This is a genomic window from Streptomyces sp. P9-2B-2, from assembly GCF_030406865.1.
GTDB lineage: Bacteria > Actinomycetota > Actinomycetes > Streptomycetales > Streptomycetaceae > Streptomyces > Streptomyces platensis.
The window spans coordinates 3,113,173-3,139,883 of the sequence record NZ_CP129126.1 but is presented as its reverse complement, the minus strand read 5'-3'; the positions used below and the strand labels follow the sequence as shown (position 1 = coordinate 3,139,883).

The following is a 26,711-nucleotide window of genomic DNA, read 5'->3' as shown; positions in this document are numbered from 1 at the left end:
GCCCCGGTCCGCGGCCCCCGGCGCAGGGGCGCACGCCGGGGCGCGGGCCGGGCCGGCCGCCCCTGGCCGCGGCACGGTGCCGGGGAGGCCGACGCAGCGCACCGCTGTCACACGTGCCTCGTAGACTGGTCGGCGTGAGCGAGCGCCCCCAGAACGACGACCCCGACCCGAACGAAGCCTTCGACGAACTGGTCGAGGCGGAGACCGACCTTCCCCAAGATCTCGACTCCGCTCAATCAGGGGAGACCCCAACCCCCGATCTTGCGGTGATCGAGGCCGGCAGCCGGACCCTGCGTGCCCAGGCCGGGCCGCCGCAGGGCGACGGCGTCCCCGCCCGGCCGGCCGACCCCGAGGTCGACCGTGCGCTGCGCGCCGTCGAGGACGAGCTGGCCGGCCGCTGGGGCGAGACCAAGCTCGACCCGTCGGTCCAGCGCATCGCGGCGCTGCTGGACATCCTCGGCGAACCCCAGCGCGCCTACCCGTCCATCCACATCACCGGCACCAACGGCAAGACCAGCACCGCCCGCATGATCGAGGCCCTGCTGTCCGCCTTCGACCTGCGCACCGGCCGTTACACCAGCCCGCACGTCCAGTCGATCACCGAGCGGATCAGCCTGGACGGCGGCCCGATCTCCGCCGAGCAGTTCATCGAGACGTACCGGGACATCGCCCCGTACGTGGAGATGGTCGACGCCCAGCAGGAGTACCGCCTGTCGTTCTTCGAGGTGCTCACGGCCATGGCGTACGCCGCCTTCGCCGACAGCCCCGTGGACGTCGCGGTCGTCGAGGTCGGCATGGGCGGCACCTGGGACGCGACGAACGTGATCGACGGCGATGTCGCCGTGGTCACCCCGATCTCGCTGGACCACACCGACCGGCTGGGCGAGACGCCCGAGGAGATCGCCGGGGAGAAGTCCGGGATCATCAAGAAGGACGCCACGGTCGTGCTGGCCCAGCAGCCGGTGGACGCGGCGTCGGTGATGCTCAAGCGCGCGGTCGAGGTGGATGCCACGGTCGCCCGTGAGGGCATGGAGTTCGGGGTGCTCTCCCGTGAGGTGGCCGTCGGCGGGCAGATGCTGACGCTGCGCGGCCTGGGCGGTGAGTACCCGGAGATCTTCCTTCCGCTGTACGGCGCCCATCAGGCGCACAACGCCGCGGTGGCGCTCGCCGCGGTCGAGGCGTTCTTCGGCGTCGGCTCGGAGCACGCCCGCACGCTGGACATCGACACCCTCCGCTCCGCGTTCGCCGCCGTCACCTCGCCCGGCCGGATGGAGGTCGTGCGGCGCAGCCCGACGGTGGTGCTGGACGCGGCGCACAACCCGGCGGGCGCGCGGGCCGCGGCCGAGGCGGTCACCGAGGCCTTCGGCTTCAGCCGTCTGGTCGGTGTGGTCGGCGCCAGCGGGGACAAGGACGTCCGGGGCTTCCTGGAGGCCTTCGAGCCGCTCTTCGCCGAGGTCGTGGTGACCCGTAATTCCAGCCATCGTGCGATGGATCCGGACGAGCTTGCGGCCGTCGCCGTCGAGGTTTTCGGCGCCGAGCGGGTCCAGGTGGAGCCGCGGCTCGACGACGCGCTGGAAGCGGCGATCACCCTCGCCGAGGAAGAGGGCGAGTTCTCCGGCGCCGGTGTGCTGGTGACCGGCTCGGTGATCACGGTCGGCGAGGCCCGGCTGCTGATGGGGAGGGGCTGAACATGCGCACGCTCTGTGCCAGCACTCTGATAGGCGAATTCTTCGTGATCGGCTTCGCCGGTCTGGTCGCGACGCAGATGACCGGGCTGTCCGAGGTCACGATCTGGACGGTCAGCGGGATCGGGATGCTGCTGAGCCTGCTGCTGTGCGGGATGCTGACCCGTCCGGGCGGCGTCCAGCTCGGCTGGGCGCTCCAGGCCGCTCTGATCGCCGCCGGTTTCGTGGTGCCGACGATGTTCTTCCTGGGCGCGGTCTTCGCCGCCCTGTGGTGGGCGTCGGTGCACTTCGGCCGCAAGATCGATGAGGCGAAGGCCCGTTGGGCGGCGCAGTCCGAGGCGGCCGGCGAAGCGGCCGGCAAGCCCGCCTAGAGCCGGTCCACGGGGCGTCCCGGAGGCCGGGGGCTGCGCCCCGTGGCGGCGTGTCCCCCATGTAGCCTCAGTGCACCCGCTGACCATTGTTCATATCCAGGGAGTCCCTTCGTGAGCCAGCGCACCCTCGTCCTTCTCAAGCCTGACGCCGTCCAGCGCGGTCTGATCGGCGAGATCATCGGCCGGATCGAGAAGAAGGCCGGCTGGACGATCAGCGCGCTGGAGCTGCGCAGCCTGGACCGCGAGATCCTGGAGCAGCACTACGCCGAGCACGTCGGCAAGCCGTTCTACGAGCCGCTGGTCGGGTTCATGGCCTCCGGTCCGGTCGTTTCGATGATCGTCGAGGGCGAGCGGGTCATCGAGGGCGTACGGGCGCTGGCCGGTCCGACTGACCCGATTGCCGCGCCGAGTGGGTCCATTCGTGGGGACTTCGGAACGATCACCCGGGAGAATCTGATCCATGCGTCGGATTCCGAAGAGTCCGCCGAGCGTGAGATCAAGATTTTCTTCCCCGGCATTTCCTGACACTTCATCAGCTGTACACCCCTCGTGACCTGGGGCGACCGTAGAAATCACCGGTCGCCCCTTGGTGTATACGACACGATCGGGGGAACGCATCTCCGCGACACGACGTCACCATTGAGGGGGGCGGGTGCGTGTACGGCTGACAATGGCGGAACAGCCTCCCGACGTGTTCGAGTGGGCGCACTACGAACTACGATGGAGGCTTCCGCGCCTCACAGCGCATCACCTCCTGCCGACCTCCAGTAAGCATTCGCTCCAGTTGGGAAGGCCAGACGTATCCTCATGGGGAACAACATGTCGTTCATCGGCCGTGACATGGCTGTCGACCTCGGGACCGCCAACACGCTGGTGTACGTCAGGGGCCGCGGAATCGTCCTCAACGAGCCGTCGGTCGTGGCCATCAACACCAACACCGGCGGGATTCTCGCGGTGGGTGCTGAGGCGAAGAAGATGATCGGGCGCACGCCCGGCAACATCGTCGCCGTACGGCCCCTGAAAGACGGCGTGATCGCCGATTTCGAGATCACCGAGCGGATGCTCCGCTACTTCATCCTGAAGATTCACAAGCGGCGCTATCTGGCCCGCCCGCGGGTCGTCGTGTGCGTGCCCTCCGGCATCACCGGAGTGGAGCGCCGTGCGGTGATCGAGGCCTCGACCCAGGCCGGCGCGCGCCAGGTGCACATCATCGAGGAGCCGATGGCCGCCGCGATCGGGTCCGGTCTGCCGGTCCACGAGGCCACCGGCAACATGGTCGTGGACATCGGCGGCGGTACCACCGAGGTCGCGGTCATCTCGCTCGGCGGCATCGTCACCGCGCAGTCCATCCGGGTGGCCGGCGACGAGCTCGACAACGCGATCATCCAGCACATCAAGAAGGAGTACAGCCTTCTGCTGGGCGAGCGCACAGCCGAGAGCATCAAGATCACCATCGGTTCGGCGTACGACCTCGAGCAGGACGAGCACACCGAGATCCGCGGCCGGGACCTGGTCTCCGGTCTGCCGAAGACCGTGGTGATCTCGGCCGCCGAGGTGCGCAAGGCCATCGAGGAGCCGGTCAACTCCATTGTTGACGCGGTCAAGACGACCCTCGACAAGTGCCCGCCGGAGCTGTCCGGTGACGTCATGGACCGCGGCATCGTGCTCACGGGTGGCGGCGCCCTGCTCCGCGGCCTCGACGAGCGGCTGCGCCGCGAGACCGGTATGCCCATCCACATCGCCGAGGACCCGCTCGACTCCGTCGCGCTGGGCTCCGGCAAGTGCGTCGAGGAGTTCGAGGCGCTCCAGCAGGTCCTCGACTCCCAGCCGCGCAGGTAGCACGGCCGGGGAACCGACCCGCGCCGCGGCCGCCGCTCGGCGGCCGCGGGGGCCGGGCCCCCGGCACCAGCGGCCGGTCCGTCCGCCGGACCGGCCGGCACCCGGGCGCAACATCCCGACAGACACGGTGCACCGGCGCTTCACCGTCCGGCACCGTCACACAGGCACAACGCTCAACTCCCGAACGAGACCGGCGGGGCCCGCAGCCGGCCGGTCCTACGAGGAAGGACACGGCCGCCGCACGTGAGGGACACACGAGAGAGCCGGCTGCTGCTGGTGCTGCTGGTCGCGATCGCGTTCGCGCTGATCACGGTCGATATCCGCGGCGGCGAACAGTCCCCGCTCGATGGTGCCCGGCAAGCCGCCGCCTCCGCCTTCGGCCCGGTCGAAAGCGGTGTCGCCCGCGTCGTCGACCCGGTCGGCAACGCTGTTGGAGCCGTACGGGACTCCGGCCGGCGGCACAACCGGATCAGCACGCTGGAGCACGAGAACGAGGCGCTGAAGGCCAAACTCGGCTCCTCCGACCGGAACCGCAGCCGCGCCGCCGAGCTCGACAAGATCCTCAAGACCGCGGGCACCGGGCAGTACGCCATCAAGGGCGCCCAGGTCATCGCCATCGGCTCGGCCCAGGGCTTCTCCTGGACCGTCACCATCGACGCCGGCACCCGTGACGGCATCCGCCGCGATATGACCGTGCTCAACGGCGACGGTCTGGTCGGCCGGATCACCACCGTCGGCGCCGACACCTCCACCGTCCTGCTGGCCGCCGACCCCGACTTCACCGTCGGCACCCGCATGGAGAAGACCAACGAGATCGGCTTCGCCAACGGGCAGGGGGTCCGCTCGATGCGCGTTCAGCTTCTCAATGGCCGGGCCAACATCAAGAAGGGCGACCGGCTGGTCACCTTCGGCTCCAGCAAGGACAAGCCGTTCGTGCCCGGTGTGCCGGTCGGCAGGGTCGTCCGGGTCGAGCCGTTCAACGGGGATCTGACCCGCAACCTCCAGGTCCGGCCGTTCGTCGCCTTCTCCCAGCTCGACATCGTCGGCGTCGTCGTCCAGCCGCCGCGGGAGGACCCGCGCGACACCGTCCTGCCGCCCCAGCCCGCCAAGCCCAAGCCGACGCCGACGGTCACCGTCACGGCCACCCCCTCCGCGAGCGTCCCTCCCAGGAGCTGACCGATGCGCATCAACCGGATTCTGCTCTCGGCCCCGCTGGTGGTCGTCGCCCTCGTCATCCAGGTCACCATCCTCGCCAGACTCCAACTGCCCGGCGCCGTACCCGATCTGCTGCTGCTCGTGGTGGTCGGCCTGGCGCTGGTCTACGGCCATGTCGGCGGCGCGCTCGTCGGCTTCTTCGCCGGGCTGCTGGCCGACCTCGCCCCGCCGTCCGACCACGCCATCGGCCGCTATGCGCTGGTGCTGTGCGTCATCGGCTACGCGGCGGGTCTGACCAAACCGGAGTCCGGCCGGCACCGTTCGGCGACGCTGCCGCTGATCGTCGTCATCGGCGCCGCGATCGTCTCGACGCTGATGTACGCGGGCGTCGGCGCCCTGGTCGGCGACACCGCCGCCCGGCATGTCGGCATCGTCGGGCTGCTGCTCAGCGCCACCCTCTACGACCTGCTGCTGGCCCCCTTCGTGGTCCCCCTGGTGATGGCGCTGGCGCGCAGAACCGAGGGCGAGCCGCTGACCGGTGACGGCTCCAGCAGTCCGGGCGGCTCCGGCACCTCCGGATACGGCTGGCTCACCACCGGCACCGGCCTCAAGGCCAGCCGAGGCGCCATGAAGTCCGTGCGCTCGGGCGCCCGGATCGGCAGCCAGCGCGGCGGTCTGCTCGGCAAGTCGGCCCGCGACAAGGTGGGCCGCATCAAGGGGGTCAAGCGGCTGTGACGCTCCCTCGTCCTTCGACCACGACCCCTCATGGAGGCGCGGCGCGCCATGAGTAATCTCCCGGAAACCCGGACCTCCCGGGTCGGCGTCCGGCTCATCGCGATCCAGATCCTGGTCTTCTCGCTGTTGCTCACGCTCGGCGGCCGGCTCTGGTATCTACAGATCCGCAATGGCACGGAGTACGCCACCGAGGCCAGGAACAACCACGTCCAGCAGGTCATCGAGCCCGCCACCCGCGGCTCCATCCTCGACGCGCGCGGAGTGCCGCTGGCCGACAACCAGACCCGTCTGGTGGTGTCGGCCAGCCGTACCGAGCTGCTGAAGATGAAGGACGACGGCAAGGGCGTGCTCGGCCGGCTGGCCAAGGTGCTCGGCATGTCCGGGAAGGAGATCCGCAACAAGGTCCGCCTCTGCGACTCCAAGACGCCGCAGCCGTGCTGGAACGGCTCGCCGTACCAGCCGATCCCGATCACCGACGAGGCCACCACCCAGCAGGCCCTCCAGATCCGCGAGCGCTCCGAGGACTTCCCCGGCATCAGCGCCGAGCCGACCGCCGTCCGCCGCTACGCCGCCCCGGGCGACGCCAACACCGCCCAGGTCCTCGGCTATCTCTCGCCGGTCACCGACGGGGAGATCAAGAAGGCCGAGCACAGCCGGTCCCCGCTGCTGCGCTCGGACCAGATCGGCCGGTCCGGTCTGGAGCGGACGTACGACGACGCGCTGCGTGGCAAGGCCGCCGTCACCCGCTACGAGGTCGACAACCTCGGCCGGGTCATCGGCCAGGCGAAGAGCGAGAAGGGCAAGGCCGGCGCCAGCGTCGTCACCAGCATCGACGCCCGGGTGCAGGGCCTGGCGGAGAAGCAGCTGGACCAGGCCATGAAGGACGCCCGTAAGGAGCACGACAAGAACACGGGCACCAACTACAAGGCCGACTCGGGCGCCGTCGTCGTCATGGAGGCGAAGACCGGCCGGGTGGTGGCGATGGCCTCCAACCCCACCTACGACCCGAACGCCTGGGTCGGCGGGATCTCGGGCAAGGACTACGCCCACCTCACCGGCAAGGACTCCAACTACCCGCTGCTGAACCGCGCCATCCAGGGGCAGGCCGCCCCCGGCTCGATCTTCAAGGTCATCTCGACCGCGGCCGCGGTCAACGCGGGCTATGACTTCAACGGTCACTACCCCTGCACCAGCTCGTACAGCATCGGCGGCCAGACCTTCAAGAACTTCGAGTCGCAGAGCCATGGCGCGATCAGCCTCGGCCGGGCGCTGGAGGTCTCCTGCGACACCGTCTTCTACCGCCTCTCGCACGACGAGTGGCGGAAGGACGGCGGGGACAAGCCGAAGAAGGACGCCAAGAACTGGTTCTACAAGACGGCCCACCAGTTCGGGCTCGGCAAGGAGACCGGTATCGACCTCCCGAACGAGGTCACCGGCCGGGTCCCCGACCGCAAGTGGAAGAACGCCTTCTGGAAGGCCAACAAGGCGGGCTGGTGCGAACAGGCCAAGGCCTGGCCGAAGAAGAAGGACTTCGGCACCAAGCTCGCCCGGGAAGGCTGCCTGGAGGGCATGAAGCTGCACGCCTACGACTCGATCAACTACGCCATCGGGCAGGGCGACACCCTCGTCACCCCGATGCAGATGGCGACGATCTACGGCGCGATCAGCAACGGCGGCACGCTCTACAACCCCACCGTCGGCAAGGCCGTCATCAGCCCCGACGGCAAGCACATCCAGCGGGTCAAGCCCCGGTCGCACGGCCGGCTGCCGGTGACGCAGAAGACGCTCCACCAGATGGACGGCGCCCTCGCCGGTGTCGCCACCCGTGGTACCGCCGCCTGGCGGTTCGGCGGCTGGCCGCAGGACAAGATCCCGATGCACGCCAAGACCGGTACGGCCGAGGTCTACGGCAAGCAGACGACCTCGTGGTTCGCGACGTACACCAAGGACTACACGATCGTCATGACCATCGCCCAGGGTGGTACCGGCTCCGGCGCCTCCGGCCCCGCCGTGCGCAACATCTACAACGCGCTGTACGGAGTCGACGAGAAGGGCGGCATCGACCCCAAGGCCGCGCTGCTCCCGCGGCCGGAGGCCAAGCTGCCCAAGATCGAAAGTGATGGCGCCATCCAGTCCCAGCCCATCAAGCCGTATGCCCCGCCGTCGCCGTCGCCGTCCGCATCGGAGAGCCCACGATGACGACCAGCCACACCTCCCGGGCGTTCTCGATCCGGCGCTACACCCCTGAGCTCGGCACCTGGGGCAAGCTGACGGCGCGCGATTCGGTGCTGCGCAAGCTGGACTGGATACTGCTGCTGTCCTGCCTGGTGCTGTCGCTGATGGGCTCGCTGCTGGTCTTCTCGGCCACCCGTAACCGCACCGAGCTCAACCACGGCGACGAGTACTACTACTTCCTGCACCATCTGCTGAACCTCGGTATCGGCCTGGCGCTCGCCGGCGGCACGATCTGGCTCGGCCACCGCACGCTGCGCGGCGCCGTCCCGGTCCTCTACGCCCTCTCGGTCGTGCTGGCGCTGCTGGTGCTGACCCCGCTGGGCGCCACCATCAACGGCTCGCGGTCCTGGCTGGCGATCCCCGGCGGCTTCTCCCTCCAGCCCGCCGAGTTCGCGAAGATCACCATCACGCTGGGCATGGCGATGCTGCTGGCGTCCCGGGTCGACGCGGGGGACCGGCCGCACCCCGACCACCGCACCGTCGTCCAGGCCCTCGGGCTGGCCGCCGTCCCCGTCGCCGTCATCATGCTGATGCCCGACCTCGGCTCGGTGATGGTGCTCGGCGCCGTCATCCTCGGCGTGCTGCTCTCCTCCGGCGCCTCCAACCGCTGGATCCTCGGACTGGTCGGCACCGGCGTCGTCGGCTGTGTCGCGGTCTGGCAGCTCGGACTGCTCGACGACTACCAGATCGCCCGCTTCGCCGCCTTCGCCAACCCGAGCCTCGACCCGGCCGGTGTCGGCTACAACACCAACCAGGCCCGGATCGCGATCGGCGGCGGCGGGCTGACCGGATCCGGTCTCTTCCACGGCAGCCAGACCACCGGCCAGTTCGTCCCCGAACAGCAGACGGACTTCATCTTCACCGTCGCCGGTGAGGAACTCGGCTTCCTGGGCGCGGGCCTGATCATCGTCCTGCTCGGCGTGGTCCTGTGGCGCGCCTGCCGGATCGCCCGGGAGTCCACCGAGCTCTACGGCACGGTCGTGGCCGCCGGCATCATCGCGTGGTTCGCCTTCCAGGCCTTCGAGAACATCGGCATGACCCTCGGGATCATGCCGGTCACCGGTCTGCCGCTGCCGTTCGTCTCCTACGGCGGCACCTCGATGTTCGCGGTCTGGATCGCGATCGGGCTGCTCCAGTCGATCCGGGTGCAGCGCCCGCTCTCCGCCTCCCGCTGACGTCGCGTCAGTGCTTGAGGTGCAGTTCGAACCAGAGCGAGGGGGACCGCGGCAGCCCGCCGAACGGGGTGGTGCCCCAGTCGTCGGAGAGCTCGCCGGTCAGCAGCAGCCCGAGATCGGCGTCCCGCTCACCGGTCACCGCGGCCGGCCGGGGGATCCGGACCGGCGCCTCGTCGTGCACGCTGATCCGCAGGCCGTGCCCGGCGGTCAGCAGTCGCAGGAGGATGTCCGCGGACCGCGGCGTCCGCAGATGGGCGCTGGTCACCGCCTCCGAGGTGAGCAGCACCGCGGTGTCGGCGAGCGGGGCGAGCGGAGTGCGGCGCAGCACCGCGCGGACGAAGTCACGGGCCGCCTTCGGGGCGAAGGGGCTGCTCGGTGTGCTCAGGAGATGCGGGCGGGCGCCTGCCGCGACGCGGATGGCCGGCCGGGTGACGGGTGCGGTCTGGGGGTGCACGGGTGTCTCCCTCCCCGAAGGGGTCGAGTGCGCGCCCGTTACCACTCTGCGTGGCGGGCTAGTCACACACGGTAAGTCACGCCATACGGCGCGTGCTACCCGCTCCGGCGGTTTCCGGCCCCCTGACACCTTCCCGGCTCTGGCGGGTGGTCCCTTCCGGAGCAGGTGACTAGATTCGATGCATGGCGGACACCGTGCGGGAAATCGAGCGGAAGTACGAAGCCGAGGACGACACCCGGCTGCCCGACCTGGCCGGTATCGACCGGGTCACCGCCGTGGCGGAGGCGGGCACCGAGGATCTCGACGCCGTCTACTACGACACCGCCGACCAGCGCCTCGCCGCCGCCGGGATCACGCTGCGCAGGCGTACCGGCGGCCGGGACGCGGGCTGGCATCTGAAGCTGCCGGTCGCCCCCGGGGTGCGGGACGAGCTGCGGGCGCCGCTGTCCGCGACGCCGCCCCCGGAGCTGACCGCGCTCGTACGGTCCCGGGTGCTGGACGGCGAACTTGTCGCCGTCGTACGGCTGCGGACGCGGCGCACGGTCCGGGTGCTGAAGGACGCCGCGGGCACCCCGCTCGCGGAGGTGGCGGAGGACGCGGTGCGCGCCTGGCCGGCGGCCGGGGCCGTCGACGCCGGAACGGCCGACTCGGGGCGCCCCGGGGCCCGCTGGCGCGAGATCGAGGTGGAGCTGGTCGGGGACGGCGGCGCCGGGCTGCTGGACGAGGTCGGCCGGGCGCTGACCGCGGCGGGGGTGCGTCCCGCCTCCGCGGCGTCGAAGCTGGCGCGGGCGCTGGCCGAGACGGGCCAGAGCCGCGACGGGGCTGCGCCGCACACCGCCGGGCCGGACGAGCGGCTCATCCATGGCTCCGGCAAGGCCGCGGCCAAGACGAAGGGCAAGGGCGCCGGGAAACGCGGGAAGAAGCGGCCGACCGCCGGTGACGTCGTGCTGCGCTATGCCCGTGAGCAGGTGCGGGTGATCATCGAGCTGGACCCCGCGGTACGGCGGGATCTGCCCGACGCGGTGCACCGGATGCGGGTCGCCACCCGCCGGCTGCGCAGCGCCTTCCGCTCGTACACCAAGGTGCTCGACCGCGCCGCCACCCAGCCGATCGGCATCGAACTCAAATGGCTGGCGGCCGAGTTGGGGGTGGAGCGGGACCGCGAGGTGCTCACCGAGCGGCTGCGGGAGGGGCTGGGCGAGCTGCCCGGGACGCTACGGCTCGGCCCCGTGGACGCCCGGCTGCGCATCTGGTCCGAAAGGCGCCGGGCCGGTGCGCGGGACCGGCTGCTCGACGTCCTGGACGGGCCGCGCTACCTGGCGCTGCTGAAGACCCTGCACGCCTTCCTGGCGGAGCCGCCGCTGCGGAAGGCCGCCCGGCGCCCGGCGCCCGAGGTCGCGGCCGGGGCCGTGCTCAAGGACTACCGGCGGCTGGCCCGCCGTACGGAGGCCGCGCTGGCCGCCTCCGCCGGACGGGAGCGGGACGAGGCGCTGCACGGCGCCCGCAAGGCGGCCAAGCGCACCCGGTACGCGGCGGAGGCGGCCCGCCCGGCGCTCGGCCGGCCGGCGAAGAAGTTCGCCAAGCGCACCAAGCGGGTCCAGCAGCTGCTGGGGGACCACCAGGACAGCGTGGTGGCGCGCGGCGCTCTGCGCGAGCTGGCGACCCAGGCCCAGCGGGCCGGTGAGGGCGGCTTCACCTTCGGGCTGCTGTACGGGCGCGAGGAGGCCCTGGCGGCGGACCGGGAGCGGGCCCTGCCGGACGTGTGGCGGAAGGCCTCGCGCCGTAAGCACCGGGCCGCGCTGCGGCCGTGACCTGCCGGGTCGCGGCCGTTTGACCGGGGCGCGCAGCTCCGCCGATCCGATGGCGACCCCCGTGGACGCGTACGAAGCGCGCCGGCCCCTGTGCTCCCCGCCACCGCGGGGGTGCCCGGCCGCCGTCCTGGGTGGTGGTTCCGAGCGGTTACGCTTGAGAGTCGCCCCCTGCCAGCTCACAAAGGTTCGAGATGTCTGCCGAGTCGGTCTTCCCGCAGCTCGAGGCCCTGCTCCCGCATGTGCAGAAGCCCATTCAGTACGTCGGCGGTGAGCTGAACTCCACCGTCAAGGACTGGGACTCCTGTGACGTGCGGTGGTCGCTCATGTACCCGGACGCGTACGAGGTCGGTCTGCCCAACCAGGGCGTCATGATCCTCTACGAGGTCCTCAACGAGCGCGAGGGCGTGCTGGCCGAGCGCACGTACAGCGTGTGGCCGGACCTCGAAGCGCTGATGCGGGAGCACGGCGTCCCGCAGTTCACGGTCGACGCGCACCGCCCCGTCGGCGCCTTCGACGTCCTCGGCGTCTCCTTCTCGACCGAGCTGGGCTACACCAACCTGCTCACGGCGCTGGACCTGGCCGGCATCCCGATGGAGGCCAAGGACCGTACCGAGGACCACCCGATCATCCTCGCGGGCGGCCACGCGGCCTTCAACCCCGAGCCGGTCGCGGACTTCCTGGACTGCGCGGTCGTCGGCGACGGCGAGCAGGCGGTGCTGGAGATCACCGAGATCATCCGCGCATGGAAGAACGAGGGCCGCCCCGGCGGGCGCGACGAACTCCTCTTCCGCCTCGCGAGGACCGGCAGCGTCTACGTCCCCAAGTTCTACGACGTCGAGTATCTGGCCGACGGGCGGATCTCCCGCGTCGTACCGAACCGCTCCGGCGTCCCGTGGCGGGTGTCCAAGCACACCGTCATGGACCTCGACGAGTGGCCCTACCCCAAGCAGCCGCTCGTCCCCCTGGCCGAGACCGTCCATGAGCGGATGTCGGTCGAGATCTTCCGTGGCTGCACCCGCGGCTGCCGTTTCTGCCAGGCCGGCATGATCACGCGCCCCGTACGGGAGCGAAGCATCACCGGTATCGGCGACATGGTGGACAAGGGGCTGAAGGCCACGGGATTCGAGGAGGTCGGCCTGTTGTCGCTGTCCTCCGCGGACCACACCGAGATCGGCGACCTCGCGAAGGGGCTCGCCGACCGGTACGAGGAAGACAAGATCGGCCTGTCGCTCCCGTCGACCCGCGTCGACGCCTTCAACGTCGATCTTGCCAACGAGCTGACGCGCAACGGCCGTCGCTCGGGTCTGACCTTCGCGCCCGAGGGCGGCTCGGAGCGGATGCGCAAGGTCATCAACAAGATGGTCTCCGAAGAAGACCTGATCAGGACCGTCTCCACGGCCTACGGCAACGGCTGGCGGCAGGTGAAGCTCTACTTCATGTGCGGTCTGCCGACCGAGACCGACGAGGACGTGCTCCAGATCGGCGACATGGCCGTCAAGGTCATCGCCGAGGGCCGCAAGGTCTCCGGGCAGAACGACATCCGCTGCACGGTCTCCATCGGCGGCTTCGTCCCCAAGCCGCACACCCCGTTCCAGTGGGCGCCGCAGCTGTCGGCGGAGGAGACGGACGCCCGGCTCGAAAAGCTCCGCGACAAGATCCGCGGCGACAAGAAGTACGGCCGCTCCATCGGCTTCCGCTACCACGACGGCAAGCCCGGCATCGTCGAGGGCCTGCTCTCCCGCGGTGACCGCCGCGTCGGCTCGGTCATCCGCGCCGTCTACGAGGGCGGCGGCCGCTTCGACGGCTGGCGCGAGCACTTCTCCTACGACCGCTGGATGAAGGCCGCCGAGGAGACGCTGCCCGAGTTCGGCGTGGACGTCGCCTGGTACACCACCCGCGAGCGCGAGTACGAGGAGGTCCTGCCCTGGGACCACCTGGACTCCGGTCTCGACAAGGACTGGCTCTGGGAGGACTGGCAGGACTCGCTCGACGAGACCGAGGTCGAGGACTGCCGCTGGACCCCGTGCTTCGACTGCGGCGTTTGCCCGCAGCTCGATCTCGACATTCAAATCGGGCCGACGGGCAAGAAGTTGTTGCCGCTGACGGTGGTCAAGTAGCGCTTCCCGTACGCGCCTTCGGCCCGGCCCGGCCCCGCACCCGCGTGGCCGGGCCGCCGTACGTTCCCGCACAATGAGGCGATGACTCCCCGGCTCATCGCACCCACCGTCGCCGTCCACGCCTCCTTCCTCGCCGCGATGGACGAGTTCCGGGACGACGGCGCCGCGGCCGTGCCGCAATCCAACCTGGACCGGGAGCTGCGGACTTGGGGTGACCGCTGGGTGACCGCCGAGGGGTTCGCCGAGTACGTCGAGCTGACCGGCGGCGTCTCGGAGGAGCGGCGCGCCGACGGTGTGGTCCCGAAGACCACCCTGTGGTGGGTGGCGGACGGCAGCTACCTGGGGCGGGTCACCTTCCGGCACGCTCTCACCGAGTCGCTGCTCAACTACGGCGGACACCTCGGCTATGCCGTCCGTCCCGGTGCCCGCCGCCGTGGCCACGCCACCGCGATGCTGCGTGCCGCGCTGCCGGTCGCGCATCACGAGCTGGGTATCGACCCGGTGCTGGTCACCTGCGATGACACCAACACCGGTTCACGTAGGGTCATCGAGGCCTGCGGCGGGATCTTCGAGGATCAGCGGGGCGAAAGGCTGCGCTACTGGTTCCACCAGGCCGCGGCCACCGCCGGGCAGCGGCCGTAGCGGCGGATCTGTAGCGCCGAAGTACAAGGGGGAGGGCCACATGGAGCCCATGGACAAGGACCGGCGGGTGCCCGAGCGCTATGAGCCGGGTGAGGGCTGTCTGACCACTGCGGTCCGGCTTCCGGTGCGGATCGTGGTGCTGGTGCTCGTGGTGCCGGTGCGTCTGGTGTGGGATGCGGTGGCCGCCCTCGGGCGGGCCGTCCACCGGACCGCGCTGCGCCCCCTCGGCCGCGGTCTCGCCTGGCTGTGGCACACCTTCGTCGTGCTACCCGTCGCCTGGACCTGGCGCACGCTCGTCGTGGCCCCGTTGGCGTGGTTCTGGCGGTCCGTCCTGACGCCGGTCGGGCGCGGGATCGCTTTGCTGCTGCGTGGGCTGGGCGTGGGGTTGGTGTGGTTGGGCAAGGCGTTGTTCGTGTGGCCGTGGGTGGCGTTGTGGCGGTATGTGGTGGCGCCGGTGGGCCGGGGCGTCGCCGTGGTGGTGGCGTGGTTGGTGCGGTATCTGGTGGTGGTGCCTGCCCGGTGGCTGTATGTCTCGGTGCTGACGCCGGTCGGGCGGGGAATCGTCTGGCTGCTGCGTGGGCTGGGCGTGGGGTTGGTGTGGTTGGGCAAGGCGTTGTTCGTGTGGCCGTGGGTGGCGTTGTGGCGGTATGTGGTGGCGCCGGTGGGCCGGGGCATCGCGGCGGCGGTGGCGTGGTTGGTGCGGTATCTGGTGGTGGTGCCCGCCCGGTGGCTGTACGCGTCGGTGCTGACGCCCGTCGGGCGCGGGATCGTCTGGCTGGTGCGCGGAATCGGCACCGTACTCGCCACCCTCGTCCGGTGGATCCTGGTCGTGCCGCTGGTCGCCCTGTGGCGGTATGTGCTGCGGCCGGCCGGGCGGGCGCTGGCCGCCGTGGTGACGGTGGTCGTCCGCGAGGTCGCGGCGGCGTTCGGGCACTGCTGGCGGGTCGCCGGGATCATCTCCCGGGCCATCGGCCGGTTCCTCGGCACGGTGCTGCGGTGGGTCTTCGTCAAGCCGGTGCGCTGGGTCTACCGCACCGTGCTCACCCCGCTCGGCCACGTCATCCGGAACGGCATCTGGCGCCCCGCCCGGCAGGCGTTGCGCACCGCCCGCGAGACCGTCCGGCAGACCCGTCAGGAGCTCCGGCGGGCCCTGTTCGGCGCCCCCAGGGAGCCGCAGCGCGCGGCCGCCGTTCCGCCCCGCCGGGAACCGGGAGCCCCCGGGACACGTACTCTTGGTAGCAGTACGACCGCACTCACGAAGGACTGAACGACACTGGGCAAGCGACAGCCCGAAGGCCCGCCGCCCGCACCGGCGGTGCAGCGCATCCGACTGCGCTACACCAAGCGCGGCCGCCTCCGGTTCACCAGCCACCGCGACTTCCAGCGCGCTTTCGAGCGGGCGCTGCGCCGCGCCGAGGTCCCCATGGCCTATTCCGCGGGCTTCACCCCGCACCCCAAGGTGTCGTACGCCAACGCGGCCCCGACCGGTACGGGCAGCGAGGCCGAATATCTGGAGATCCAGCTCGCCGAGCGCCGCGATCCGGACAAGCTCCGCGAACTCCTCAACGAGTCGCTGCCGGACGGGCTCGATGTGATCGACGCCGTGGAGTCCCGCACCAGTGGCCTGGCCGACCGCCTGGAGGCCTCGGTGTGGGAGATCCGGCTCGACGGGGTCGAGCCGGAGACCGCCGGGCACGCCGTCGAGGCGTTCCTCGCCGCGGAAGAGGTGCAGGTCGAGCGCCGGACGAAAAACGGCATGCGGACCTTTGACGCACGGGCCGCGGTGGCGCGTCTGGAGGCCGCCGGTCGCGAGGGCGATAGGCCCGACGGCGATGCCTGTGCGATACTGCGGCTGGTTGTTCGGCATCTGACACCTGCCGTTCGACCCGACGACGTCCTGTCCGGCCTCCGAGCTACGGCCGACCTGGCGCCGCCGGTCCCCGCTGCGGTGACCAGGCTGGCGCAGGGGCTGCTCGATGAGGAGACCGGCGCGGTGACTGACCCGCTAGCGCCCGACCGCGACGCTGCCACGGCCGCCCCATCCACGGCCGCCGGGCTGAGTGCCGCGAAGGCGACAAGTGGGGCCTCCCCGGCAGCCGGGGAAGGTACTGCGTAGGACTGCCGTCGTCGCGTCGCCGATCAACCAGGGAGCCACCCCGGTCCGGCAGACGCACTGACCAGGAGACTTTCGCCGGTCCCGCCCTACCGGGGCCGACGAGCGAGACGACAGCTCCCGTGCGGCGCCCACGCCCCGGACAGCGGGACCGCGCTCATCACGCGGACCGCGACCGGAATCAGGCGCGGCGCCCGGGAGCGTGACGGGAGAACCGCCCGCATGCTCGAGCCCATTGAGCCCACCGGATCCACGCATTCCCAGGATCGCGGTGCTGACGACAACAACAACCACTCACCCAGTGACACGCTGCCGCCGCGCCGCCGGCGCCGCGCGGCATCCCGGCCGGCCGGTCCGCCGGCGGCCGGTGCCGCCGACGCGGCCGCGGTGGTGAGCACCGAGGCCACCGCCGCGCCCGCGGCGGACCCGGCCCTCGCCGAGGAGACCACCGCAGCCGCGGTGACCACCGGCGACGAGGCCAAGCCGGCCCGTACCCGCCGCCGGGCGACCCGTAAGGTCACCTCCCCGACCGGCGCCCCGCAGCCGGCCGCCGAGCCCGGGACCGCGGAGGAAGAGGCCGACGAGGCCGAGACGGCCGAGGCCCCGGCCGCCGCCGTCGAGACGCCTGCCGAGGCACCCCATGAGGACGCGGCACCGCGCCGCACCCGCCGCCGGGCGACCCGCAAGGTGACCGCCCCCGCCGGTACCCCGCAGACCGAGGCCGCCCCGGAGCCGGTGGTCGCCGAGGCGCCCGCGACCGGCGAGGCGCCGGCCTCTGCTGAGGCCGCCGTCGAGACGGCCGCTGAGGCGCCGCAGGACGAGGCGGCACCGCGCCGCACCCGCCGCCGGGCCACCCGTAAGGTCACCGCTCCGGCCGGTGCCCCCCAGACGAGCGCCGCCGAGGAGGCCCCCGCCGCGGACACGGCCCCCGCCGCCCCGGCCGCCGAGGACGAGGAGGCGGCACCCGCCCCCGTCGAGGAGGCCAAGCCCGCCCGGACGCGTCGCCGCGCCACCCGTAAGACCACCGCCGCCTCGGACGCGCCGCAGGCCGCCGAGCCGGCCGAGGAGCCCGCGGCAGCGGAGCCCGCGCCGGCACCGGCCGCCGAGGACGCGGCCGCCGAGGCGCCCCGCCGCCGGGCGCGCCGCCGTGGCGAGCGTGCCGCGGAGCCGGCCGCCGAGGCGCCCCGTGCCGAGGAGGAGCCCGCGACGGAGGCACCGCAGCGCGGCCGCCGCCGTGCGCAGCGCCCCCCGACGGCCGTCTTCCAGGCGCCGGTCTTCACCGAGCCGATGTTCCAGACGCCGGAGTCCGCGGCCGCCGCCGCTGCCGCGGCCCAGCAGGAGGAGGCCCCGGCCGAGCCGGCCGTGGAGGAGCAGCCCGCCGCGGGTGCGCGCCGCCGTCGCCGTCGTGGCGCCCCGGCCGAGCCCGAGCAGGTCGCCGCCGCCCCGGTGGAGGAGCCGGCGGCCGACGAAGCCGCAGCCGAAGCGGAGCCGGAGGCCGAGGAGGCCGAGCAGGCCGAGGGTGGCCGCGGCGAGGACGAGTCCGGCGACCGTCCCTCGCGCCGCCGCCGCCGTGGTGGCCGTCGCCGTCGTCGCGGTGATGCCGCCGACGGCGCCGACGAGCAGGCCGCCGACGAGCGGGAGGCCGCGGAGGCGGAGTCCGAGGAGGCCGAGGAGCAGGCCGCCGAAGAGCAGGACGAGGCCGAGGAGTCGGCCGGCGGTTCCAGCAGCAGCCGCCGTCGCCGCCGTCGCCGTCGCCGGACCGGTGAGCCCGCCGAGGCCGAGGCCGGCGGTGCCGACGACCCGGAGCGTACGGTCGTCAAGGTCCGTGAGCCCCGCAAGAAGGACGAGAGCACCAGCGCCGACGAGGTGCAGTCGATCAAGGGGTCGACGCGTCTGGAGGCCAAGAAGCAGCGCCGCCGTGAGGGGCGCGAGCAGGGCCGCCGCCGGGTGCCGATCATCACCGAGGCGGAGTTCCTGGCCCGCCGCGAGGCCGTCGAGCGGGTGATGGTCGTCCGCCAGAGCGGCGAGCGCACCCAGATCGGCGTCCTTGAGGACAACGTGCTCGTCGAGCACTTCGTCAACAAGGAGCAGGCGACCTCGTACGTCGGCAACGTCTACCTCGGCAAGGTGCAGAACGTCCTGCCGTCGATGGAGGCCGCGTTCGTCGACATCGGCAAGGGCCGCAACGCCGTGCTCTACGCCGGTGAGGTCAACTTCGAGGCGCTGGGCATGGCCAACGGCCCGCGCCGGATCGAGACCGCGCTGAAGTCCGGCCAGTCCGTGCTGGTGCAGGTCACCAAGGACCCGATCGGCCACAAGGGCGCCCGGCTCACCAGCCAGGTCTCGCTCCCCGGCCGCTACCTGGTCTACGTGCCCGAGGGCTCGATGACCGGCATCAGCCGCAAGCTGCCCGACACCGAGCGGGCGCGGCTGAAGCAGATCCTCAAGAAGATCGTCCCCGAGGACGCGGGCGTCATCGTGCGCACCGCCGCGGAGGGGGCGAGCGAGGACGAGCTGGCGCGCGACGTCCAGCGGCTCCAGGCCCAGTGGGAAGAGATCCAGAAGAAGGCCAAGAGCAACAGCGCCAGCGCGCCGACCCTGCTCTACGGCGAGCCGGACATGACCGTCCGGGTCGTCCGCGACATCTTCAACGAGGACTTCTCCAAGGTCATCGTCAGCGGTGACGACGCCTGGCAGACCATCCACGGCTATGTCGCGCATGTCGCCCCGGACCTCGTCGACCGGCTCCAGAAGTGGACCTCGGACGTCGATGTCTTCGCGACGTACCGCATCGACGAGCAGCTGATGAAGGCGCTGGACCGCAAGGTCTGGCTGCCCAGCGGCGGTTCGCTGGTGATCGACCGGACCGAGGCCATGATCGTGGTCGACGTCAACACCGGGAAGTTCACCGGCCAGGGCGGCAACCTGGAGGAGACGGTCACCAGGAACAACCTGGAGGCGGCCGAGGAGATCGTGCGTCAGCTGCGGCTGCGCGACCTCGGCGGCATCATCGTGATCGACTTCATCGACATGGTGCTGGAGTCCAACCGGGACCTGGTGCTGCGGCGCCTGCTGGAGTGCCTGGGCCGGGACCGGACCAAGCACCAGGTCGCCGAGGTCACCTCGCTCGGCCTGGTCCAGATGACCCGTAAGCGGGTCGGCCAGGGCCTGCTGGAGTCCTTCTCCGAGTCGTGTGTGCACTGCAACGGCCGTGGCGTCATCGTCCACATGGACCAGCCGACGACGGCCGGCGGCGGTGGCAAGCGTAAGAAGAAGGGCAAGGGCGAGAAGGCCGAGCCGCACGTCCACGAGGCCGAGGCCGGCGCGCCGACCCCGGACGGTGCCACGCCGGAGCTGGAGCCGGTCGCCGTGACGGAGGCCGAGCTGCAGCCCGCGGTGGCCGAGGCCGACGAGTGGTTCAGCAGCCCGGCCGAGGCCGAGGCAGCCGCCGGTCGTGGCCGTGGCCGCCGCCGGGTGAGCCGGAAGGCGTCCGCTCCGGCGGGTGCCCCGAAGGCCACGGAGCCCGCCGAGATCGTCGTGGCGGCCGAGCCGGTGGCGGCGCCCCAGCCGGAGCCCGCTCCGGAGCCGGCCGCGGAGGCACCGGTCGCGGAGCCCGCGCCGGCCCGTCCGCGCCGCCGGGTGACCCGTAAGGTGGCCGCCCCGCAGGTGTCCGACGACTCCACGGCGACCGTCGTGATCGCCGCCCCGGCGGCGGAGCCGGTCACCGAGCCGGCGCCGGCCGAGCCCGCGGAGCCCGCCGAGGGCGCCGAGGCCGAGGCGGAGCCCGCGGCCAAGAAGACCGCGAAGAAGGCGACGACGAAGAAGGCGGCGGCGAAGAAGACCACCACCGCGAAGAAGGCCACGGCCAAGAAGGCGGCGGCGAAGAAGACCACCACCGCGAAGAAGGCCACGGCGAAGAAGACCACCGCGAAGAAGACGACGACGAAGAAGGCGGCGGCCAAGAAGACCGCCGCCGCCGAGCAGCCCTCGGTGGCGCAGTCGGAAGGCGCGGCGTAAGCCGCTCCGGTGGAGCCGGTGCTTGCACCGGGCGCTTCCGCGGAGGACTGAGCAGTCGGCCGTGCCCCGGACCGCAGGTGGTCCGGGGCCGGTTTGACCCCCTGGTCAAGGCCCCGTAACCTTGACCGTCGGTGTCTGTGACACCAAACCCCTGAGCACACACCTCTCGGTCCGCCGAGGGAGGCCGCTCGTCCATTCGGATTCCACGGGCCCTATCCCGAGCCCGTGTGAGCGGCTGGCATCAGAGGATCCGTTCCTAGCGAAAGAGAGTTCCGCGTGTACGCGATCGTGCGCACCGGCGGACGCCAGCAGAAGGTTGCTGTTGGCGACGTCATCGAGATTGACCGCATCTCCACCAGCAAGGTCGGCGACACCGTCGAGCTCTCCACGCTGCTGGTCGTCGACGGTGACGCTGTCACCAGCGACCCGTGGGTCCTGGCCGGCGTGAAGGTCCAGGGCGAGGTCGTCGACCACCACAAGGGCGACAAGATCCGGATCCAGAAGTACAAGAACAAGACCGGTTACAAGAAGCGGATCGGCCACCGCCAGCTCCACACGGCGCTGAAGATCACCGGCATCGACGCTCCGGCGAAGTAAGGGACTGAGGAGACATGGCACATAAGAAGGGCGCATCGTCCACTCGGAACGGTCGCGATTCCAATGCTCAGCGGCTCGGCGTGAAGCGCTTCGGCGGTCAGGCCGTTCTCGCCGGTGAGATCCTGGTCCGCCAGCGTGGCACTCACTTCCACCCCGGCACGGGCGTCGGCCGTGGCGGCGACGACACCCTGTTCGCCCTTGCGTCCGGCGCGGTGCAGTTCGGCACCCACCGTGGCCGCAAGGTCGTGAACATCGTTCCGGTCGCCGAGTAATCACGGCCTGACCGAGCGATAGCTCAGCATCAGCATCACTCAGGGGCGGACCGCCTTCTCCCGCAATAGCGGGAAGGCCGGTCCGCCCTTGCGTGTTAGTACAGAGACATGCGCGCAAGTACAGCGACATACCCGTAGTTACCTGGAGGCACCCCCACCATGACCACCTTCGTGGACCGCGTCGAGCTGCACGTCGCCGCGGGTAACGGAGGCCACGGCGTGGCCTCCGTGATGCGGGAGAAGTTCAAGCCGCTGGGCGGCCCGGACGGCGGCAACGGCGGCCGCGGCGGCGATGTGATCCTGGTCGTCGACCAGGACGTCACCACACTTCTCGAATACCACCACCACCCGCACCGCAAGGCCACCAACGGCCAGCCGGGCGCGGGCGACAACCGCTCCGGCAAGAACGGTCAGGACCTGGTCCTGCCGGTCCCCGACGGCACCGTCGTCCTGGACCGCGCGGGCAATGTGCTCGCCGACCTCGTCGGCCAGGGCACCACCTTCGTCGCCGGCCAGGGCGGCCGCGGCGGCCTCGGCAACGCCGCGCTGGCTTCCGCCCGCCGCAAGGCCCCCGGTTTCGCGCTGCTCGGTGTGCCCGGTGAGGCCCGCGACATCGTGCTGGAGCTCAAGACCGTCGCGGACGTCGCGCTGGTCGGCTACCCGAGCGCCGGCAAGTCCTCGCTGATCTCGGTGCTCTCCGCCGCGAAGCCCAAGATCGCCGACTACCCCTTCACCACCCTGGTGCCCAACCTCGGTGTGGTGACGGCCGGTTCGACCGTCTACACGATCGCGGACGTCCCCGGTCTGATCCCCGGCGCGAGCCAGGGCAAGGGCCTGGGCCTGGAGTTCCTGCGGCACGTCGAGCGCTGCGAGGTGCTCGTACACGTCCTGGACACCGCGACCCTGGAGTCCGACCGTGACCCGGTCTCCGACCTCGACATGATCGAGGAGGAGCTCAAGCAGTACGGCGGTCTGGAGAACCGGCCCCGGATGGTCGTCCTCAACAAGATCGACGTCCCGGACGGCAAGGACCTCGCCGACATCATCCGCCCCGACCTGGAGGAGCGTGGCTACCACGTCTTCGAGGTCTCCGCGGTCGCCCATATGGGCCTGAAGGAGCTGTCCTTCGCGCTCGCCGACGTCGTCTCCAAGGCCCGCGCGGCCAGGCCCGTACAGGAGTCCACCCGTATCGTCATCCGGCCCCAGGCCGTGGACGACGCAGGCTTCACGGTCACGGAAGAGGGCGAGAACTTCTACCGCGTGCGCGGCGAGAAGCCCGAGCGCTGGGTCCGCCAGACCGACTTCAACAACGACGAGGCCGTCGGCTACCTCGCCGACCGCCTCAACCGCCTCGGCGTCGAGGACGCGCTGCGCAAGACGGGCGCGCGCGCGGGCGACGGCATCGCCATCGGCCCCGAGGACAACGCCGTCGTCTTCGACTGGGAGCCGATGATGGCGGCCGGGGCGGAGATGCTGGGCCGGCGTGGCGAGGACCACCGCATGGAGGCGCCCCGGCCGGCCGCGCAGCGCCGCAGGGACCGGGACGAGGCGCGGGACGAGGCCGACGAGGAGTACGACGGCTTCAAGCCCTTCTGACGGTCCGCCCGGAGGTCCGGGGCACGCACGGCAACGGGGAAGGCCCCCGGGAGTTCTCCTCCCGGGGGCCTTCCCCGTTTGCTGGGCCGCTCCGTCGCGCTCCGCGAAGCCGTGAGCGGCCCGCTGCGGCCTAGACGGCGGCCGTGGCGTCCGAGGCGCCGTTGTCCTGGTTCTCGGCCGTCTCGGAGGTGTCCACGTCCTCCTGCGAGCGCTGACCGGGGATACCGGACAGCCGGTTCTCCATCCGGATGCGCCGCTCGTCGGCCTTGGTGCACAGCGCCAGCGCCGCCTGGTTGAAGCGGACCGACGACGGCGGGTCCGACGGGCCCAGCAGATGCTCCTTGAGCTCGGCGCGCTCCGCGGCCAGGGTGTCCTTCTCCGGGTTGCGGACCGCGTCGAGGAGACCGGCCACCTCCGCCGCCTCCGGCGTGAGGATCGTCGCCGCCCGCACGGTCGGGAAGTTCACCCGGAAGTCGTCCTCGCTCATCCCCGAGGTGTTGGCGACCGCGTACGGCTTCTCGCTGGTCAGGTAGTCGGAGACGACGCTGGAGACATCGCTGATCAGTACGTCGGCCTCGTTGAAGCAGCTGAAGATGCCAGGACGGGCCGTGACGATGATGCGGTGCTCCCACTCGGGGAAGGAGTTCCAGTAGGCCTCTTCCCAGGCGGTGACGGCCGCCGCGACGGCCGCGGCGCGGCCCTCCTCCGGGGTGCCCTGGAGCCGCATCCGCTCCAGCTCGTCCGCGCTCTTGCGGAACGCGGAGGTGGTCAGCGCGTTCAGCTCCTCGGTGCAGCGGGCCAGTTCGGCGGCCGCCTCCGGGCCGGGCAGGGCTCCGCTGCGCCGGGTGTTCGCCTCCGTGATCATCGCCTGGATGCGGGTGTTGGCGGCGCCCGCCCGCGGGTCCACGGAACCGGTCATCGGGTGCGGCTTGTACAGCAGCCGCACGTTCTCGTCGGCGAGCAGCTCGCGGACGATGTTCTCGCCCGCCAGGATCACCGAGGTGTTGCCCGGGTTGCCGTCCCAGCCCTCCCAGGTCGGGGCGTACAGCACGGTCGTCAGCCGGCCGGCCGGGGCGCCCGTGTACGGCTTGATCGGGGCCAGCTGGGGGCGGCCGACCTCGATGACGTCCTTGTCCTCGACGCCGATGTCGGCGAGCTGGTAGCGGTCACGGGCCGCCGGGCCCGCCACCCACACCTCGTCGTACGCCTTCGCGTACGGGTTGCAGGACGACAGCTTGTCGCTCTCACCGTGGTTGGTGAAGGCGTGCTTGATGGACGGGATGCGCAGGATCTGCGAGGTCTTGCCGGAGTTCGCCGGGTGCAGCAGCATCTTGAGCGTGGAGTGCTCCAGCCGCATCAGGTTGGCGACCTTGGGGATGCAGACGATCGGCACGTCCGTGGCCTCGATCTTCTGCACCATGAAGCGCTCACGGAGCACGATGATCGGGTTGCCGTCCAGGTCGGCGAGCGTGCTCAGCCACATGTTGGCCTGGTAGGCGGACGAGGAACCGCCGGAGAAGTACATGCCGACCGTCGGCCGGTACTCCGTCAGCCAGTTGTCCAGCCACTCCAGGGCCTGCTTCTCGTTGGCCACCCGCTTCTTCGGCAGCAGCCAGGTGCCCAGGTAGAGCGTGCCGCCGGCGGACAGGGCCAGGGAGACGGCCAGGCCGATGCCGCCCCAGAACGCGTCGGTGGTGATCGCGGTGAGCATCATGCCGGTCGTGGTGGGCACCGAGAAGCGCAGCAGGCGCCGGCCCGTCTGGCGGGAGAGGATGCGCGGCGGGGCGTCGGTCAGGCGCAGCGCGCTCGCGTCGATGTTGCGGGTGACGAACGGCAGGCTGCGGGTCCGGCGGACCAGCACCGCGACGGCCTGGCACACGAAATGGGTGCCGTAGAAGAGGAGCAGCGTGATGGTGAGCGGCGCCTGCTCCTCGAGCGGGTTGATGCCGTCGATGTGCAGCAGGCCGACCAGTATCAGCATGTCGCGCAGCAACTGGCGCACCGTGACATCGAACCGGATCCGGCCGAGCACCGCGAGCAGGCCGGGCTGCTTGTGCTGGAGGACCAGGTCGAGACCCAGGTTGACCACGGATGCGGCGATGAACAGCGGGATGACGGGCAGCAGCGCACCGAGGAGCTGCGCGGTGAAGGCGACCATCATCGCGAAGAGGGCCGCGAGCTGTACGGCTCGGCGGGGGACGATTCCGGCGGAAGGCACGGGGGAGGGCTCCTGGCAGCACGAAAGGTCAGGGAGAGGCCGAGGGGGGCGGCCGGGTCCCGCGCTGCGACACCGCCGGAGCGGCGAAACGGGACCGATGGACACCCGACCGTATGACCTTGTTGGCCCTGGTGACAATCTGCTGTGGCTCTCATCACCGCGAAAGCGGATCAATCGAACGCAACCAGTTGGCCTCGGATTCTCTCTTAAGGAAAACCTCGCCGGTATGGGGCGAACGGGAAGCGCGGCCCCTATTCTGCGCCACTTCTGCACCCGCCGGGACCGCCCGCCCCCGTCTCACAGGCCGTCCGCCAGGCAATATCACGAAGCGCCCGCGGCCCGCTCTGCCGTAGATTGCGCCCGTAGGGCCGTGGTGCGGGCCGGGCAGAGTCCCCCGTACGGCGGTGGGATCGGCGAGTACAGGGGTATGCAGGTGGCAGGCGCAAGGCAGGACGTGAAGGACGCCCGCCGGATCGTGGTGAAGGTCGGCTCGTCCTCGCTGACCACGGCCGCGGGGGGACTGGACGCGGACCGCGTCGACGCCCTGGTGGATGTGCTGGCCAAGCACCAGGACAAGGAGATCGTGCTGGTCTCCTCCGGCGCCATCGCCGCCGGTCTGGCGCCCCTGGGGCTCGCGAAGCGGCCCCGCGACCTGGCCCGGCAGCAGGCCGCCGCCAGCGTCGGCCAGGGCCTGCTGGTCGCCCGCTACACCGCCTCCTTCGCCCGCTACGGCCGCCGCGTCGGCCAGGTCCTGCTGACCTCCGACGACACCAGCCGCCGGGCCCACTACCGCAACGCCTACCGGACCCTCGACCAGCTGCTGGCCATGGGCGCCGTACCGATCGTGAACGAGAACGACACCGTCGCCACCGACGAGATCCGGTTCGGCGACAACGACCGGCTGGCGGCCCTGGTCGCCCACCTCGTCCGCGCGGACCTGCTGATCCTGCTCTCGGACGTGGACGGCCTCTACGACGGCGATCCGGCCACCCCCGGCACCTCCCGGATAGCCGAGGTCCAGGGGCCCAAGGATCTGGAGGGCATCTCCATCGGCAGCGCGGGCAAGGCCGGTGTCGGCACCGGCGGCATGGTCACCAAGGTCGAGGCGGCCCGGATCGCGGCCGCGGCCGGTATCCCGGTCGTCCTGACCTCCGCCGTGCACGCCGCGGACGCCCTGGCCGGCGGCTCCACCGGCACCCACTTCCTGCGCACCGGCCGCCGCTCCGCCGACCGGCTGCTGTGGCTCGCGCACGCCTCCACCCCGCGCGGGGCGCTGATTCTGGACGACGGGGCCGTACGGGCCGTCGTCGAGCGCCGCTCCTCGCTGCTGCCGGCCGGCATCGCCTCCGTGGAGGGCGAGTTCTCCGCCGGCGACCCGGTCGAGCTGCGAGACGGCGAGGGCCGTGCGGTGGCCCGCGGCGTCGTCAATTTCGATGCCCGGGAAATCCCCCGATTGATGGGGCGTTCGACCCGCGATCTCGCCCGCGAGCTGGGCCCCGCCTATGAGCGGGAGGTCGTGCACCGCGACGATCTGGTGCTGCTGCACTCCTGAGGGCCCGTCCTGACGCGACGTCCCCCTGCGGCCGAAAACAGCCCCTCCGGCCTGGTGTGAAGACCGGCCTTTCCATGGAGACCTTGGGGAAAACGCCCCCGCGACGGGCCGCGGGCTGGTCAACTTT

General features: G+C 71.3%; 20 protein-coding genes. 18 read left to right on the top strand and 2 right to left on the bottom strand.

Translation table 11 applies throughout. The features are described 5' to 3' along the window. Nucleotides 1-134: 134 nt before the first annotated feature. From QT196_RS13740 to rodA, 8 genes are all read left to right on the top strand, one after another. Complete coding sequence (locus tag QT196_RS13740; protein WP_266730969.1) at nt 135-1,688, top strand: folylpolyglutamate synthase/dihydrofolate synthase family protein; 1,554 nt, start codon at nt 135-137, stop codon at nt 1,686-1,688. A 2-nt stretch (nt 1,689-1,690) separates the two neighbouring features. Continuing rightward, nucleotides 1,691-2,056 carry a DUF4233 domain-containing protein gene (locus tag QT196_RS13735; RefSeq protein ID WP_168479110.1) on the top strand — a complete coding sequence of 122 codons (366 nt, stop codon included), beginning with the start codon at nt 1,691-1,693 and terminating at the stop codon, nt 2,054-2,056. 111 nt (nt 2,057-2,167) lie between these two features. Further along, complete coding sequence (gene ndk / locus QT196_RS13730; RefSeq protein WP_085925624.1) at nt 2,168-2,581, top strand: nucleoside-diphosphate kinase; 414 nt, start codon at nt 2,168-2,170, stop codon at nt 2,579-2,581. A gap of 294 nt (nt 2,582-2,875) precedes the next feature. Next, nucleotides 2,876-3,895: a rod shape-determining protein gene (locus QT196_RS13725; protein ID WP_003985182.1), complete on the top strand. Its 1,020-nt coding sequence runs from the start codon at nt 2,876-2,878 to the stop codon at nt 3,893-3,895. Between the two features lie 243 nt (nt 3,896-4,138). Further along, nucleotides 4,139-5,071 (top strand): rod shape-determining protein MreC, encoded by a 933-nt coding sequence (gene mreC, locus QT196_RS13720; protein ID WP_168479109.1) that lies wholly within the window; start codon nt 4,139-4,141, stop codon nt 5,069-5,071. Nucleotides 5,072-5,074: 3 nt separating this feature from the next. Next, on the top strand, nt 5,075-5,785 hold the full coding sequence (mreD, locus tag QT196_RS13715; RefSeq protein WP_168479108.1) for a rod shape-determining protein MreD: 711 nt from the start codon (nt 5,075-5,077) through the stop codon (nt 5,783-5,785). A 48-nt stretch (nt 5,786-5,833) separates the two neighbouring features. Next, entirely contained in the window at nt 5,834-7,984 is a 2,151-nt protein-coding gene (gene mrdA / locus QT196_RS13710; RefSeq protein WP_168479107.1) for a penicillin-binding protein 2, read from the top strand. After that, complete coding sequence (rodA, locus tag QT196_RS13705; protein ID WP_168479106.1) at nt 7,981-9,195, top strand: rod shape-determining protein RodA; 1,215 nt, start codon at nt 7,981-7,983, stop codon at nt 9,193-9,195. Before mrdA ends, rodA begins: the two co-directional genes overlap by 4 nt. 7 nt (nt 9,196-9,202) lie before the next feature. On the opposite strand, the gene QT196_RS13700 is transcribed toward rodA, so the two are convergent. Then, entirely contained in the window at nt 9,203-9,649 is a 447-nt protein-coding gene (locus tag QT196_RS13700; RefSeq protein WP_168479105.1) for an ATP-binding protein, read from the bottom strand. 182 nt (nt 9,650-9,831) lie between these two features. Between QT196_RS13700 and QT196_RS13695 the strand changes: the two genes are divergently transcribed. The 9 genes from QT196_RS13695 (at nt 9,832) to obgE (ending at nt 22,814) form a co-directional block, all read left to right on the top strand. After that, a complete protein-coding gene (locus tag QT196_RS13695; RefSeq protein WP_290354986.1) occupies nt 9,832-11,460 on the top strand; it encodes a CYTH and CHAD domain-containing protein in 1,629 nt (542 codons plus the stop codon). A gap of 191 nt (nt 11,461-11,651) precedes the next feature. Beyond that, the gene (locus QT196_RS13690; protein ID WP_290354985.1) at nt 11,652-13,577 is read left to right on the top strand and encodes a TIGR03960 family B12-binding radical SAM protein; all 1,926 of its coding nucleotides are present in this window, start codon (nt 11,652-11,654) and stop codon (nt 13,575-13,577) included. Nucleotides 13,578-13,658: 81 nt separating this feature from the next. Next, nucleotides 13,659-14,219 carry a GNAT family N-acetyltransferase gene (locus QT196_RS13685; RefSeq protein WP_168479103.1) on the top strand — a complete coding sequence of 187 codons (561 nt, stop codon included), beginning with the start codon at nt 13,659-13,661 and terminating at the stop codon, nt 14,217-14,219. Nucleotides 14,220-14,259: 40 nt separating this feature from the next. Then, nucleotides 14,260-15,486: a hypothetical protein gene (locus QT196_RS13680; protein WP_290354984.1), complete on the top strand. Its 1,227-nt coding sequence runs from the start codon at nt 14,260-14,262 to the stop codon at nt 15,484-15,486. 48 nt (nt 15,487-15,534) lie between these two features. After that, nucleotides 15,535-16,335, top strand: coding sequence for a TIGR03936 family radical SAM-associated protein (locus QT196_RS13675; protein WP_168479102.1), 801 nt, complete (start codon nt 15,535-15,537; stop codon nt 16,333-16,335). Between the two features lie 219 nt (nt 16,336-16,554). Then, nucleotides 16,555-20,349 (top strand): Rne/Rng family ribonuclease, encoded by a 3,795-nt coding sequence (locus QT196_RS13670; RefSeq protein ID WP_290354983.1) that lies wholly within the window; start codon nt 16,555-16,557, stop codon nt 20,347-20,349. A 276-nt stretch (nt 20,350-20,625) separates the two neighbouring features. Beyond that, nucleotides 20,626-20,946, top strand: coding sequence for a 50S ribosomal protein L21 (rplU, locus tag QT196_RS13665; protein ID WP_085925634.1), 321 nt, complete (start codon nt 20,626-20,628; stop codon nt 20,944-20,946). 14 nt (nt 20,947-20,960) lie between these two features. Beyond that, complete coding sequence (gene rpmA, locus QT196_RS13660; protein WP_085925635.1) at nt 20,961-21,218, top strand: 50S ribosomal protein L27; 258 nt, start codon at nt 20,961-20,963, stop codon at nt 21,216-21,218. A 159-nt stretch (nt 21,219-21,377) separates the two neighbouring features. Continuing rightward, nucleotides 21,378-22,814 (top strand): GTPase ObgE, encoded by a 1,437-nt coding sequence (gene obgE, locus QT196_RS13655; protein WP_168479099.1) that lies wholly within the window; start codon nt 21,378-21,380, stop codon nt 22,812-22,814. Between the two features lie 130 nt (nt 22,815-22,944). Here the strand turns inward: obgE and QT196_RS13650 are convergent, their stop codons facing one another. Continuing rightward, nucleotides 22,945-25,032: a hypothetical protein gene (locus QT196_RS13650; RefSeq protein WP_266730950.1), complete on the bottom strand. Its 2,088-nt coding sequence runs from the start codon at nt 25,030-25,032 to the stop codon at nt 22,945-22,947. A gap of 433 nt (nt 25,033-25,465) precedes the next feature. Between QT196_RS13650 and proB the strand changes: the two genes are divergently transcribed. Beyond that, nucleotides 25,466-26,584 carry a glutamate 5-kinase gene (proB, locus tag QT196_RS13645; protein ID WP_085925666.1) on the top strand — a complete coding sequence of 373 codons (1,119 nt, stop codon included), beginning with the start codon at nt 25,466-25,468 and terminating at the stop codon, nt 26,582-26,584. The last annotated feature ends 127 nt before the right edge of the window (nt 26,585-26,711 follow it).